Origin of the sequence: Vibrio sp. ED002 (assembly GCF_023277445.1) — a bacterium.
Taxonomy (GTDB): Bacteria; Pseudomonadota; Gammaproteobacteria; order Enterobacterales; family Vibrionaceae; genus Vibrio; species Vibrio jasicida.
The window spans coordinates 2,099,861-2,113,603 of the sequence record NZ_CP080239.1 but is presented as its reverse complement, the minus strand read 5'-3'; the positions used below and the strand labels follow the sequence as shown (position 1 = coordinate 2,113,603).

Below are 13,743 nucleotides of genomic sequence, written 5' to 3'. Positions count from 1 at the left end.
TCTTCATTTTCCACCAATAAATGAAAACAAACGCCCCTCACGTGAGGGGCGTTTTTCTTTTTGGCACTATCTTAAGGAGCTTTGGCTTATTGAAGCGTACTTCCATTAGATAGCAGCTTCCTTGTCGGCTCTTGCTCGGTGTATTCGACCGCATCTTGATCCGCGAGCTTATCGACTTCCGCCTGTTCACCCACCACAATCAACACGTGTTGTTTCACCAGAGCGTCGACCACTTCAATGTTGTGCTGACGAAGAAGCGCTCTCACTTCGCTCTCTTTTCCTTCATGATACTTAACAAAGTAACGTGCAGGTTGCTGCTCGGCTTGATCTTGGCGTTCATCCACGAGAGGAAATCCTTGATTGTTTGCCAAGCTGCTTGAGCTCAGTCCGATTGCCAATAGTGCGGTAGCGCCTACCGCAGACAAAGAAAGTAAGGTCAACTTCTTCATAGTCACTCCTTATTGAAAGGTCAGAGTCCAACTGTTGATGGTGCCTGTGTCTCTTCTGGCATTGTCCACCGCTTTAAGTTCCCATGTGCCTTGTGATTCAAAACCAGAGAAATCCGCTTGGAAACTGGTTTTAATGTCGTTTGCACCACCACCCGCATTGTCGTGCAGTACTACTTGACCACCGTCAGGTGACGTTAGCGTGACACGAAGATCGCCAATGTAGGTGTGAGTGATATCCAAGTCGATAGTCACTGAACCTGCATCGCCAGAGCGAGCCACATCTAATGGGCTTACGATACCTGCAGAGCTGTTGTCAGGAATCGCTACTGCATTCGAGTTGGTGTAGCTAGAAGGTGCAGAACCGCCACCTGATGAATCGCCCGAACCGTTATGCGCTGCAACAAGAGAAACACCAGAGTACGCGCTGTAGCCGTAAACCAATACTTCATATTGCCCTGCGCCAGATACGTTCAAGCTACAACTTTCGCCATTACCACCCGCCCATGAACGACAGTCGTAAGTGCTGGTGCTTGGTGTGCCATTAAAGCGTACGTAAAGGTCAGCATCACCAGAACCACCACTCATGTTGAATGTCGCTTGCGTTGCATCCGCTGGGACGTCAAACACGAATACTGTGCTTGATTTGCTGCCGCCAGAAAGCTGCGTTTTCGCCACGCCATTTTCTAGAACGTTGTCGTTGCCAGATCCACCGCCATCTGGACCATTACAGCCAGCGTCTAGGTATTGTTTCGCTGCTTCAGCATTCACAAGACCATGACCTGTGCGGTTATCACGACCTGTTACGTCGATGTCCGTTGCTGTCTTGATCAGTGCGTTACGTACTTGTGCTGCGGTACAGGTTGGATGGTAACTCCACACTAAACCTGCAACACCAGTTACGTGCGGCGTCGCCATCGAAGTACCGTTGTAGTATTCGTAATCTTCACCCTTAGTGGTCGATACCGTGATGTCTTGACCAACATAGCCCAATAGCTCCTGACCGAAGGCACGATCAACTGTCACTGACACAATACGCGCTGCGTTGTTTTGATCGACAAGGAAAGGATTCTGCAAACCCGGTAGCTCAGAGTTACTGTACACGATCGCCGCACTTGCGCCTGCGTTGTAACACGCTTGAACTGCATCGATTTCTGGGTAGTTGCCTGATGATTGGTTACCCACACGCTCGGTCAAACAGATCTTGCCAGACATATCACCACAGCTGAAACTGCTACCAGATACGTCACAGCTTGCCAGTGTCGCCGTGATAGAACCAGCTACTGGATCTGGACCGTAACTGCCGCCCGATTGGATCAAGCGGTTGTGAGGAACGATGCCACGATCGAACTGGCTAACACCGTTCAAGCGAATGTCTGAAAGCTTACCCTCGCCGACTGTCACCGTAGACAAAATTGCTACGCCCGGACCTGCGATTTCAACTTGATCTGTCGCTTGAGAGAACGCCGCGTGATCACGCTTATCATCCACTGCCGCAACCGACATTACTGAATCGTAAGACGCTGGGTAGCTATGTGCAGTATTACCATCGTTACCCGCAGCAGCAATCAGCAGCACGCCTTGATCATAAATAGTTTGCAACGCGTTTTTCTCCGTCACACTCGACTGGCTACCACCAAGGCTCATGTTGACGACGTTCGCGCCGTTGTCAGCACAAGTTTGTACCGCTTTCACCAAGCTGGATGAGTAGCCCCACCCCGCTTCATTGAACACCTTAACGATGTGCAAATTCACGTTTTGGTTTGGCATGACACCTTTGATGCCTTCCGTGTTGGCAATCGCAGCAATCGTACCTGCTACGTGCGTCCCGTGAGCGTTGTTGTTCCCCGGAACACTCCAAGAGCCTGTACCGCTGTCGTTTGTACCCGACACTCGGTTACCACTCAGATCGTTGTGCGCCAGATCGTAACCCGAGTCGATGATACACACGGTGCGATTCCCTGCATTCGAGTCATCCAGAAGCTGAGCGTTCACCGCCTCATAGCCCCAAGGGATAGTCTCACTTAACAGATAACGCGGTGGGTCAATTTCAACGTATTCCACATCGCTGCGGTTACGCAATTGCCCCAATTCCGAGTCTTCCATCTCCACGCTGTAGATCGCGCGGTTTCCTAGCTTTTCCACTTTACGCGCTTTGAGCTGATCTAATACCGACTCTTGCGCGATGCGTGGCCCCCAGAATGAGTTCCCACCCAATGCTGAGGGACTGGACGTATCTTCTTTAAATTTGACGATGTATTTGGTCGGCAAGTTAGATTCGTCGAACCCCGTTAGAGGAGCCGCATGCGCTGACATCGAAAATGTCATTGCTACTGCAACGGCAGACAATGAAAACAAGCCATTTAATTTAGTTGTTGTGTGATGCATTTGCTCTATTCCTTGTTGAGCTGATTTTTATTCACTTTTTACTCATGAAAAGTCATTCAAACCTCATTAACATGAGTTATTCAGCTATAGGTTATTTGTTAAAAAATCCAAATAATTCATTTTATGAATACATAATTGTTAATAAAAGATCATTTAATAAACAGAAATAGTGAACATTCAAAATCAACCAATTTACTTATAAAGCAATTACTTATTAACAACAAAAGTGCATGTTAAATTAATGTTGGTGAGTAATTATTCTAGATTTTATAAAATTGTTCTATTTACCAAATCTATTGAAATACGATTGCGGTACCAAAATTGACAATTTGAATAATTAGATATTTGACTGAATAGCGTATTTACCCAGAATGAGGAGAGTTGATGAGATAACTTCTCATCTAAATCATGACGATAATCATTATAGAGAGTGAATCATGAACAAAACCATTACGTTACTTAGTGCATTATTACTACCACTCAATCTTGCTCACGCTGCCGAATCAACACTGTCTCCGGAGATGATCAGTGCTTCACAAGTAAGAAGCACACAAGACAAGCAAACTTACACATACGTTCGCTGCTGGTATCGAACTAGTTATTCACACGATGACCCAGCAACTGATTGGGAATGGGCAGAAAACCCAGATGGCAGCTACTTCACTATTAACGGTTATTGGTGGAACGCACTCTCATTCAAAAACATGTTCTATACCGATACGCCACAAAATGTTATCAAACAACGTTGTGAAGAAACGCTCGATCTAGCGAATGAAAACGCCGATATCACTTTCTTTGCCGCTGATAATCGTTGGTCATACAATCATTCGATCTGGAGTAACGATCCTGTAATGCAGCCAGTTCAGATCAACAAAGTGGTCGCGTTGGGCGATAGCTTGTCGGACACGGGCAACATCTTTAACGCATCACAATGGCGCTTCCCGAATCCGAATAGCTGGTTCTTAGGGCATTTCTCTAACGGGTTTGTATGGACAGAGTACATTGCTCAAGCCAAGAACCTACCGCTCTACAACTGGGCTGTAGGTGGCGCTGCGGGTGAAAACCAATACATCGCTCTGACAGGAGTGGGTGAGCAAGTTTCCTCTTACTTGGCGTATACGAAACTGGCAAAAAACTACATACCAGCCAATACCTTATTTACCCTTGAGTTCGGTTTGAATGATTTTATGAACTATAACCGCAGCGTTCCAGAGGTAAAATCAGACTACGCTGAAGCTTTGATCAAGCTGACGGATGCAGGCGCAGAAAACTTTCTCCTGATGACGCTACCCGATGCCACGTATGCGCCACAATTTACGTACTCGACTCAAGAAGAGATCGCAACGATTCGAGCAAAAATTCTTGAGATGAACGAATTTATCAAAGCACAAGCTGATTACTACTCAGCGCAAGGTTTAAACATCACATTGCACGATACTCATGCACTGTTTGAAGGCCTAACAGCAAACCCTGAGCAACATGGGTTTGTAAATGCAAGCCAAGCCTGCCAAGACATCAATCGCTCATCGGCAGCAGACTACTTGTACAAACATTCGCTACGTTCTGAGTGTGCCTCTTCGGGCTCAGACAAGTTTGTATTCTGGGATGTGACTCACCCAACCACGGCCACGCATCGTTACGTAGCAGAGAAGATGTTAGAAAGCAGTGATCAGCTATCAAACCACCCTTTCTAAGCGGTCTATTAGAACCTCTCAAATGTTGAGAGGTTCTGTCCTCTAAATCTCTCTTTACATTCATAGTCTGAGATTGAATTAGCAGGCTGAACTCGGTAAGTTGAAAGAAAAACCAGAGGTCAATGTCGTGCTCGATCATCCATTTACTCAACGCGCTCTTGATGTGATTCGCTCGAAATCCGCAGGAGTACCGCAGTCACATCCTTTCGCAGTGACCATCAACTTTCATCCCGATCGAACCACTTCTGAGGGCGAACCGCTGCTTAAAGCAATAGCCCAAGATGGTAAGCTCAAATCCCAATTTGAAACCGGTACAAGCAACGGCGGACTGACGGCTTACGAAGGTGGGGAGCGTTGGCGTTGGGAGCAGCGCGTGTTTGATGGTGTTTACGACAATAGCCAACCAAATCAACGCCCAAAGTATGGCGCGTTAAACTTCTCTAGTTCAGAAGTTGGCGCATCACCAAGATTTGGTTCTAGCTACTTCTTATTGAAACCAGAGATCAGCAAGCGAGCGACATTTTGTTATCCAGATAGCTTCTTCGAGCCAGAGCACTTCGCCACTATTGAACGCATTCACCCCTTGTTGGATGAGTTAAACGCACAAGTGCCAGACAGGTTGGACGCCTATATCGAAACTCAAATCCACGGCGATTTGCACTTGAAGGAAGATATTCAAGCCTTGGTGCTCGACCCTTCATTTAAAGGCACTGAGGTAGAAGGTTACGCTCGTGAGTTACCAGTTGAGATTCGTTGGCACAGTGGTTTTTGTGTCTCAATAGAAGACATCAATCTTTATCCAGACTACCGAGGACAAGCCATTTTAGACATCGCAAATCAGGTTGCAGAAAATGGCATGCTAACGCCACGCATTATTGGTGAAGCGGTAAAAGCAAAAGCGTTTGACGAGCAAGATTTGAAAAAAGTCTGGCACTACTTAGCGCGATTTGGGTTTGATTATCGACAGACTGGCGATTAAAAGCCACCAGCCCATTTGTCGAAATCATCGATCACATTAAGCTCTTGTTGAGTACGAGGACGCGGATAATACGGCAGAGCAAGTAGCTTCTCTGATGGCATTAACAGCCAATCTGGTGACATTTTCATACGCACCAACTCTTGCTCATCATCACGGCGAACAAACATGTAATAGCCATCTGCGTGGGTATTGGCGTAACTGGCGATCTGCACAATCTCGCCGCTTGGCAGTTTTACTTTGCGTCCCAAAGGGTACAAACGATGCAGTGCAAAACTTACATGCGCATCTTCGAGATACCCCTTTTTAAAACGCGATAAACCAATCGCAGTGGACGTCGTGCGATGAGACCACCCAGCTAGCTTCAACCCTTTGAGAGAGTCTTTGAATGGTTGTCCTTTTGGCTCGCCTTCGTTGGAGATAAATTGCACCGTTAATGCGTCAGCTTGCTCATCTAAAATTTGCAAAAATTGCTCGCCCGTTTTATCTGCCAATAATTTCACGTTACTGCTCCGCCAAGATATGTGAATGGAATACTATAAAGACCTTAACGCAAAGTTCAAGGTCATCTTTTTAATCGTTTTTGCTTGTGATTTACACCCTCTAAAACAAGAATACAAAGCGACAGATTTTATAAATCATGTCAATGTATTGCTTCATAAAACAATGATAACTAGGGATCAGTTTGCTTAGATTATTACAAATAGTCGTACTGATAAATGCGGTCGCGGCAGTGATCGTATTTGGACTTTCTCACTTTGTGCCTCAATTTCAATCGACCCAATTGAGTGACTTTTTGTTTTTTGTCCTCGTCGTCATCTGGGTATTAGCAAAACTGACTTGGGAGGGCGGTATGTATTCTCGTCATTCGCTCCTCGATGATGAATTCACGGATAAAGTGCACTCAATGGTCGACCGTCAGCATTTCGAGACAGACACAAGCAAAAACTATCAGCTTGGGTTTATCTTTTTTATCGCGGGTTTACCATCACTTTTCGTCAATCTTGCTATGATGATTTGGTAACCCTTTAAGGAGCAAAGAATGAATCTAAAACGCTATGTTGTGTTGCCTATGATGGCTGCAGCGCTATTTGGCTGTGCTCAACACGAATCCGATGACACCGCAAAAATCATGACCGTTAATGTAGGTTCAGAACTGGTGGATTGTGTGGGCGTCGGGCCAATGAAATGCATGGTGGTCGATGGTAACTACTTCTATGACCAAATCGACGGTTTTGAATTTAAATCAGGTTCCGAGTACACGTTAAAAATCAAACGTACTCAGCGATTTACCCCAGAGAATGCACCAGCCGATGCGAGCTTGTATCGATATGAGCTGATTGAAGTGTTAGAGAAGCGATAGCCGTAACATTCACCACCCATAGAAAAGGAAGTTTTATGTTTGGAAATTGGAAACGAAACCGCCAAATTCGTGAGGTAGCAAAGGACATCACGCCAAAACTAGCACTCAAGTATGGTGAGAAAGCAGATTACTCGAAGGAAGAGATCGATTGGGCGCTGAAAGAAAATGGTAAGACAGATGATGCCTTTGCCCTGATCGCATACGGCATGTTGATTAGCCAAGCCGCTTACGTGCCGATGGGCCTAAGCCATGAGCTAGGGGAACATGCTGAATTCCAATCAGAAGTCTCACTTGCCTTATTTGACCAAGCGACGGATCTGGTGAGCGTCAGTGCTTTACTGACTTACGCGGAGATTCAAGACAGCCACAAACAACAGCCCGCTACCGATTCGGATGATTTCGATGCAGATGGTGGAGACTTTGGAGGAGACGGCGGTGGGGATGGTGGCGGTGAGTAGCATCACGCCAGCATCTGTGGCGATAATCATCTGAGGCAACAAAAAGCGGCGCTAAGTCATCTCAATATTAACCACCAAAAGGCTCATTGCGAGCCTTTTAGTTAACCACCTTAGGTAACTTAAAAGCTTTGTTTTGCTTACACCAAGCCTTTCAATTTCGCCAAACCATAAGCAGCGATGGTGACGCAGTCTTTGATTTCACCCTCTATCATCATTTGCTCGAACGCTTCAACGGAGAACGAGCGTGTGATCAAGTCTTCCTCTTCACTATCTAACTGATTGCCTACTTTAGACAACTCACTCGCGAAGTACACATGGCAAGTCTGGTTTAAGAACCCATAAGCGATGAACTGCGCACCAACGTATTCCATCTTATTGGCCTGCATACCCGTCTCTTCTCGAAGCTCACCTTTTGCTAGCTCAAGATGATCCGCATCTGGATTTGATTCCCAAGCACCTTGTGGAATTTCCCAACAACGTTGCCCTACGGTGTAACGAAACTGCTGTACTAAGTGAATCACGCCGTTATCGATCGCCAGAATTGCTGCACAGTCTGGCTTGTCGACCACACCGTAGATGCCTTCGGCTCCACTAGGACGTTGGATCTTATCTTCACGTACCGTCATCCATTTGTTTTGATACACCACTTTGCTGTCGAGCTGCTTGATGTCTGCCATGAGAGTCCTTACTGCTTGATTCTTCGAAATTAGTTATTGGATTAGAAGCCATTCTAACGCTGTTTGCGTGTCAGTTTGTAGACGGTTTTCAAAATCAACGCGCTTATTGGTATTCAATATATCCAATCAAAACAATCATTCATCGCAATGATTAGGATGGCGCGAAATGGCAAGTTTTCAATTCGAGGAACTCATATAGTTAACCCATCGACGCAAGGCATGGCTTTGCAAACTTGTTCATTATTGATTGAGGGTTCTTATGAGCGCATCGGATAAAGTCTACGGTTTCAACACTCCACAACGTCTGTTTGTTGGTTATACCTTGGCGGTATTGGTAGACCTTACGGTACTGAACTTCTATGACGAATATTGGGATTTCGTAACCATTGATTCATTTACGATTTCTTTCGCCGCGGCATTGCTGCTTCAGTTGCTCTTGAAGCTGTCTATCAAAGCGGAACACAAAATCGCAGAGTACTTTAAATCGAAGCCGGGTACGGCACCTAAGATTTACCGTGGTATCTCGACTTACGTTATCTTGGTCGGTTCGAAGTTCGTGATGCTAGAAGCCATTAACATTCTGTTCGGTGACAAGGTTGACTTTAGTGGTCCTTGGAACGGTGTCGTCGCCTTCTTTGCGGTGGTGTTTACCATCCTGATTTCAGAAGTCGTCGTCGGTAAGATTTACTTCAAACTTGGTGAGAAAGAACAACAAGCACAACGTGAATTGGCGGAAACTAACGCTAGCTAATATGCAAAATCGATGAATACAAAACAGCATCGATAGAAACAAAAAAGCGCTGAGAAATCAGCGCTTTTTTCGTTTGTTTGTTCACTTAAGCTTAAGCGACGAGGATGCTCTTAAGCTCGTTCAATGATTCCACCGTGTAGCTTGGTGCAATACGCTCATCCACACTCGCACCTGTGGTGTTCAACCAACACGTTTCAATGCCAAAGTTGTTACCGCCCAAGATATCGGAATGCAGGTTGTCACCCACCATTAATACGCGCGTCTTACATGGGTTGCCCATTTGCGTCATCGCGTATTCAAAGATACCCAGATCCGGCTTAGCAATACCAACTTGCTCAGAAATCACCACGTGCTCGAAGTAATCGCTCATACCTGTGCGCTCTAGGCGAATCGCTTGCAGCTCTGTAAAACCATTGGTGATGATGCCCATTTTGGCTTTACCTTGCAGCGCTTCCATCAACTCTTTCGCACCCGGCAACAAAGTACAGATGTCTGCCATCGCTTCTAGGAATGCGCTGTTAAGATCCGCTGTTGTGGTGTTGAGCTTTTCTGCCCATTCAGTAAAGCGTTTGTGTTTGAGCTCATCTGCCGTCACTTTGCCATCTTGGTAATCTACCCAAAGTGGCTTGTTGACCGTTTGGTAGTGGGCAAAATCTTGCTCGGTGAAATCTACGCCTTTGCGAGAAAACATCAGCTGTAAACCTTTGAAGGCATCAAAGTGAAACAAAGTTTCGTCAGCGTCAAACAAGATCCAATCGTATTTCATTTTCTTCTTTCCAATATCCAGGTCGTTTTCTGCCGCATAGTCTAATTGTTTTCTTCTTGAAGATAATCTCTATAATCGGAAAATGATTGTATCGTTTTTCTCAACAATAGATAACCCCAATAACCTAGGAGCACGCCGTGAATGCCATTGCGTCACTGCCAGTATTTGTCGCTGTCGTCGAATGCGGCAGCTTTTCCCTTGCCGCCAAGCAGTTAAACCTGACTAAATCGGCGATAAGCAAACGCATTAATCAACTCGAAGATGACCTCGGCATTCGGTTGCTTAATCGCACTACGAGAAAGCTCAGCCTAACCGAGGCTGGACGTCGATACTTCGAGTACGCTTCACAGGCAGTCAACTTAGCTCAACAAGGTGTCGATGCCGTTTCTGAGCTGCAAGGCTCCCCCCAAGGTCGGCTCAAAATCACTGCACCCATGTCTTTCGGTGTGTTGCACGTTGCGCCACTTATCAGCGAACTTCTTGCACGTTATCCGAAAATTGAGGTCGATTTACAGCTAGAAGACGCCATGGTGGATTTGGTCGAACAAGGCTTTGACTTGGGGATTCGCATTGGCGAACTTGCGACTTCGAACCTTGTCGCTAAGCGCCTTGCTCCGTGTAAAAGCGTACTGTGCGCCTCTCCCGAATACTTAAAAGAGTTTGGCGTACCAACCAAACCAAGCGACTTGGTGACGCACAACTGTTTGCGTTATTCGTATTTCCGAGGCGGTGTCGAGTGGATGTTCATCAACAGTGGTAACGAATATAAGGTGCTGCCGAAGGGCAACTTTGTGGTCAACAACAGTGAAGCGATTCGCCAGTTGCTATTAAGAGGGTCTGGCATCGCGCAATTACCGACTTTCATCGCCGCGAAAGACTTTGCATCCGGTAACTTAAAACCGCTGATGGAAGAGTTCTCCCTTCCTGAGCATGCCATCTATGCGGTGTTTCCAGAGCGCAAACACATGCCATTGAAAGTACGTGTGTTCATCGACTTTATCAGCGAAAAGCTAGGCACTGATACACCGTATTGGGATCGCTATTAATAGGTTCTAATACTTCATCACATTTGATGCAATAACATTTGGTTAATCTAATGTTTCATTTTTAACAGGTGCGCAACCAGCATTGGAGCGCTAACTTAAGTAGCACGTCAACCACACCGGAGTGTGAAGCTATGAAAGTACTGATTCAATACACCCAAGCGGGTAAATATCGTGACCAAGCGTGGGAATCGCTGACGCTAAAAGCAAAAGGCGAGATTCAAGCCGTAACGCCCTCTTACGCAGCTCAGCTTATCGAGCAAAACAAAGCGACGCTTGTAATGACAGAAGACGAGCAAGTGATCTTCCATTCTTAAAAAACATCGATAAAAATGAGCTCTACACCCGAGCTCATTTTTTTGATTAGTAGGAGAGTTACTACGCTCAATCTTGAATGATTTTATTTCCGCAGTTTTCGCAGATTAGATGACGAGAGAAGTCATCCATAGAAGCAAGGAAAGCACCAAATACTGTGCTTTTTAGAAAGCCAGAAATGAACTCCTTCTTACTACGATTCTTATCTCCCTCAAAAGCACTTTTCTTTCTGACCAACACCACGACATGATGCGTTTCCACACCACACGAAGGACACATAATAACTTCCGTCTTATTTGACATATCAACCCCTAAACTTCAAACGGGTGAATTCATTCTCGTTAAAAACGTCATAGCTTTCGATATAAGCATTTGAGATTTATAAATTAATGAAACCGATATGTAAACAAGCGCTTATTGATTATGGGAATAAGCGCCGTGAGTATGTGTGATTACTCGTCCTCGTTTAAGCGACGAATCAATTTGGCAGGCGTACCGCCATATAGACAATCTGGTGGAACATCGCTGTTTACCACTGAGTTAGCGGCAATGACTGAGCGAGCACCAATGGTTACCCCTTGGTTGATCACCGAGTTGCCACCAATCCAAACACTATCTTCAATGGTGATTGGTTTACAAAACGTTTCCCACTTAAGTCGGCTACGGTAATCCAACGAATGTGATGCCGTGTAAAGTTGCACACTAGGGCCGATAAGTACGTGGCTACCAATGGTGATTTTGGCCCCATCAAGCATGACGACATTCATATTGATGAAGGTCTCTTCACCGATTTCAATCGTCTTACCAAACTCACAATGGAATGGCGCTCGGATCATACTCATCCCAACTTTACCAAACAGATCCTTTTGCAAAGCATCACGTAGAGATTCGTCGGTATTGTTATTGAAGGCCTTCAACGCATGAGTTGCGTGAGTACGGATCGCTTCGATCTCTTCGTCTGTACCGTTAAACACTTTGCCAGACATCATTTTTTCTAATTCGGTCACTGGATCATTCCTACAACTTTTGACCTCGATAGATTAGCGTAAAAGAGGAATAAAAAAAGAGAAAAGCACGGGCTTTTCTCTTTCCTATTTTGTCGTTGTATCACGTCGGGGTTATACGATTTCCCAGCTGTGAGTCATCTCAACGCCTTCGCCCAACATCAGACATACTGAGCAGTATTTTTCTAATGAGTCCGCCGCCACTTTAGCTACGATTTCTGGGTCCAGTGTTTCACCAGATACTTCAAAGTGAATGTTCACCTGAGTGAAGATACGTGGAGCCGTTTCACGGCGTTCCGTGGTGAGTTTCGCGTTGACAGAAGCCACTTTCTGACCTGCTGTTTTTAGACCATCAACAACGTCCACAGAGCTACAACCACCAGCAGCCATCAATACCATTTCCATTGGGCTTGGTGCCGTTGCACCGCCATTGCCATCCATCACGACTGAGTGACCAGATTGAGACTGACCGAGGAATTTAAAGTCTTCGACCCATTTTACTTCTGCTTGCATGGTTTCCCTCATTATTGCTTTTGCCTCATCGGAAACCTTCTACCAATGAGCGCTTGTTTCGTGCCGTTACTGTAGCCCTGTTGTGAGAAAGGGCAAAGAATTTTTCGTAATCACTGCAATTTTTTCGCTCTTACTTCTGTCTTCTTACGTAACATTCATTGAGAAAAATGACGTTTGAGGAAGTTATGAAGAAAGTATCTAAGCTATTGGTGGGCTTCTCATTCACACTCCCTGTACTGTTCATCTTGCTAAGTAAAACAGGTACGGCCGATACCATGGATAAGATGAACGCATCTGGTAAAACTGACATCGCAACACTCGCAGGTGGCTGCTTCTGGTGTACGGAATCAGATTTAGAACAATTGCCCGGCGTGTTAGACGTTGTCTCTGGTTACTCAGGTGGTGATTTAGAAAACCCAACTTATCGACAAGTCTCTTCTGGTAAATCAGGCCATATTGAAGTGATTGAGGTGAAGTACGATCCTGCCGTCGTGAACTACGAACAAGTGCTGGACTACTTCTTCCGCCATATCGACCCGACTGACGACAAAGGCTCATTCGTCGACCGTGGCCCTCAATATCGCCCAGCGGTCTTCTATCATAACGCCGAGCAGAAACAGATTGCTGAGCAATTTATGATGGAAATCGACAAGGCGATGATCTATCCAAAACCGTTGAAAACAGAACTGATCGAGTTTGAAAAGTTCTACCCTGCGGAGTCGTACCATCAGGATTACTACAAGAAGAGTAGCCTGAAGTACAAATACTACCGCTACGCATCAGGTCGCGATAAGTACCTCGACGAAGTGTTTGGTGAAGATCGTAAAGACAACCCAAAAACGCTGCGTGAACTTATCAACGAAAAAGAGTTAGTGACGAAAGTGAAGGTGTACGAAAAGCCTTCAGACAAAGAAATCAAAGCTAAATTGACTGAGCTTCAATACTACGTGACACAAGAAGAAGGTACGGAGCGTCCTTTTAACAACAAGTATTGGGATAACAAAGAAGCAGGCATTTACGTTGATATCGTCACTGGTGAGCCTTTGTTCTCGTCAACGGATAAGTACAAATCGGGCACAGGTTGGCCAAGCTTTACGAGACCAATTAACCCAGGCTACATCGTAGAGAAAACCGACTTTAAACTGGTTTATCCGCGCACCGAGATCCGCAGTAAGTTTGGTGATTCGCATATTGGTCATGTATTTAAAGATGGTCCTAAGCCAACGGGATTACGTTACTGCATGAACTCAGCCGCAATGGAGTTTGTACCAGCGAACAAGATGGCGAGTTTAGGCTACGGCGATTATCTGTACCTATTTGATAAGTAGCTAGTTGTAACCAAATTAGGA

At 45.5% G+C, this 13,743-nt stretch carries 17 protein-coding genes; 9 read left to right on the top strand and 8 right to left on the bottom strand.

Annotated elements, in window-relative coordinates:
- Window positions 1-86: 86 nt before the first annotated feature.
- Both ITG12_RS26160 and ITG12_RS26155 read right to left on the bottom strand, forming a co-directional pair.
- Window positions 87-449, bottom strand: coding sequence for a hypothetical protein (locus ITG12_RS26160; RefSeq protein ID WP_038875223.1), 363 nt, complete (start codon window positions 447-449; stop codon window positions 87-89).
- A 9-nt stretch (window positions 450-458) separates the two neighbouring features.
- Entirely contained in the window at window positions 459-2,834 is a 2,376-nt protein-coding gene (locus tag ITG12_RS26155) for a S8 family serine peptidase (RefSeq protein WP_248874509.1), read from the bottom strand.
- Between the two features lie 437 nt (window positions 2,835-3,271).
- Between ITG12_RS26155 and ITG12_RS26150 the strand changes: the two genes are divergently transcribed.
- Entirely contained in the window at window positions 3,272-4,528 is a 1,257-nt protein-coding gene (locus ITG12_RS26150) for an SGNH/GDSL hydrolase family protein (RefSeq protein ID WP_283102933.1), read from the top strand.
- 127 nt (window positions 4,529-4,655) lie between these two features.
- A complete protein-coding gene (locus tag ITG12_RS26145) occupies window positions 4,656-5,507 on the top strand; it encodes a DUF3626 domain-containing protein (protein WP_042599993.1) in 852 nt (283 codons plus the stop codon).
- Here ITG12_RS26145 and ITG12_RS26140 read toward each other — a convergent pair.
- Complete coding sequence (locus ITG12_RS26140; protein WP_042599941.1) at window positions 5,504-6,007, bottom strand: hypothetical protein; 504 nt, start codon at window positions 6,005-6,007, stop codon at window positions 5,504-5,506. The two genes, ITG12_RS26145 and ITG12_RS26140, sit on opposite strands and share 4 nt — an antisense overlap.
- A 182-nt stretch (window positions 6,008-6,189) precedes the next feature.
- Between ITG12_RS26140 and ITG12_RS26135 the strand changes: the two genes are divergently transcribed.
- From ITG12_RS26135 to ITG12_RS26125, 3 genes are read left to right on the top strand one after another with little or no spacing between them, the layout of a single operon-like run.
- Entirely contained in the window at window positions 6,190-6,528 is a 339-nt protein-coding gene (locus ITG12_RS26135) for a hypothetical protein (RefSeq protein ID WP_038873136.1), read from the top strand.
- Between the two features lie 18 nt (window positions 6,529-6,546).
- Window positions 6,547-6,867, top strand: coding sequence for a DUF4377 domain-containing protein (locus tag ITG12_RS26130; protein ID WP_248874507.1), 321 nt, complete (start codon window positions 6,547-6,549; stop codon window positions 6,865-6,867).
- A 35-nt stretch (window positions 6,868-6,902) separates the two neighbouring features.
- Window positions 6,903-7,325: a hypothetical protein gene (locus ITG12_RS26125; RefSeq protein ID WP_038873130.1), complete on the top strand. Its 423-nt coding sequence runs from the start codon at window positions 6,903-6,905 to the stop codon at window positions 7,323-7,325.
- Between the two features lie 137 nt (window positions 7,326-7,462).
- Here ITG12_RS26125 and ITG12_RS26120 read toward each other — a convergent pair whose 3' ends face one another.
- Window positions 7,463-8,002, bottom strand: a complete 540-nt coding sequence (locus tag ITG12_RS26120; protein WP_063345036.1) for an NUDIX hydrolase — start codon at window positions 8,000-8,002, stop codon at window positions 7,463-7,465.
- A 259-nt stretch (window positions 8,003-8,261) separates the two neighbouring features.
- Here ITG12_RS26120 and ITG12_RS26115 point away from each other — a divergent pair, with 259 nt between their 5' ends.
- Window positions 8,262-8,753: a hypothetical protein gene (locus tag ITG12_RS26115; RefSeq protein ID WP_042599944.1), complete on the top strand. Its 492-nt coding sequence runs from the start codon at window positions 8,262-8,264 to the stop codon at window positions 8,751-8,753.
- 91 nt (window positions 8,754-8,844) lie between these two features.
- On the opposite strand, the gene yjjG is transcribed toward ITG12_RS26115, so the two are convergent.
- The gene (yjjG, locus tag ITG12_RS26110) at window positions 8,845-9,519 is read right to left on the bottom strand and encodes a pyrimidine 5'-nucleotidase (protein WP_005438169.1); all 675 of its coding nucleotides are present in this window, start codon (window positions 9,517-9,519) and stop codon (window positions 8,845-8,847) included.
- Between the two features lie 137 nt (window positions 9,520-9,656).
- Between yjjG and ITG12_RS26105 the strand changes: the two genes are divergently transcribed.
- Complete coding sequence (locus tag ITG12_RS26105) at window positions 9,657-10,565, top strand: LysR family transcriptional regulator (RefSeq protein WP_038875245.1); 909 nt, start codon at window positions 9,657-9,659, stop codon at window positions 10,563-10,565.
- A gap of 131 nt (window positions 10,566-10,696) precedes the next feature.
- The gene (locus ITG12_RS26100; RefSeq protein ID WP_005445428.1) at window positions 10,697-10,879 is read left to right on the top strand and encodes a hypothetical protein; all 183 of its coding nucleotides are present in this window, start codon (window positions 10,697-10,699) and stop codon (window positions 10,877-10,879) included.
- 67 nt (window positions 10,880-10,946) lie between these two features.
- Here the strand turns inward: ITG12_RS26100 and ITG12_RS26095 are convergent, their stop codons facing one another.
- From ITG12_RS26095 to ITG12_RS26085, 3 genes are all read right to left on the bottom strand, one after another.
- Window positions 10,947-11,180, bottom strand: a complete 234-nt coding sequence (locus ITG12_RS26095) for a hypothetical protein (RefSeq protein WP_038875249.1) — start codon at window positions 11,178-11,180, stop codon at window positions 10,947-10,949.
- Window positions 11,181-11,329: 149 nt separating this feature from the next.
- Complete coding sequence (locus ITG12_RS26090) at window positions 11,330-11,884, bottom strand: sugar O-acetyltransferase (protein WP_038875258.1); 555 nt, start codon at window positions 11,882-11,884, stop codon at window positions 11,330-11,332.
- Window positions 11,885-11,995: 111 nt separating this feature from the next.
- Complete coding sequence (locus ITG12_RS26085) at window positions 11,996-12,394, bottom strand: OsmC family protein (protein ID WP_038868562.1); 399 nt, start codon at window positions 12,392-12,394, stop codon at window positions 11,996-11,998.
- 185 nt (window positions 12,395-12,579) lie between these two features.
- On the opposite strand from ITG12_RS26085, the gene msrB reads away from it, so the two are divergent.
- Window positions 12,580-13,722, top strand: a complete 1,143-nt coding sequence (gene msrB, locus ITG12_RS26080; protein ID WP_038875310.1) for a peptide-methionine (R)-S-oxide reductase MsrB — start codon at window positions 12,580-12,582, stop codon at window positions 13,720-13,722.
- Window positions 13,723-13,743: the final 21 nt, after the last annotated feature.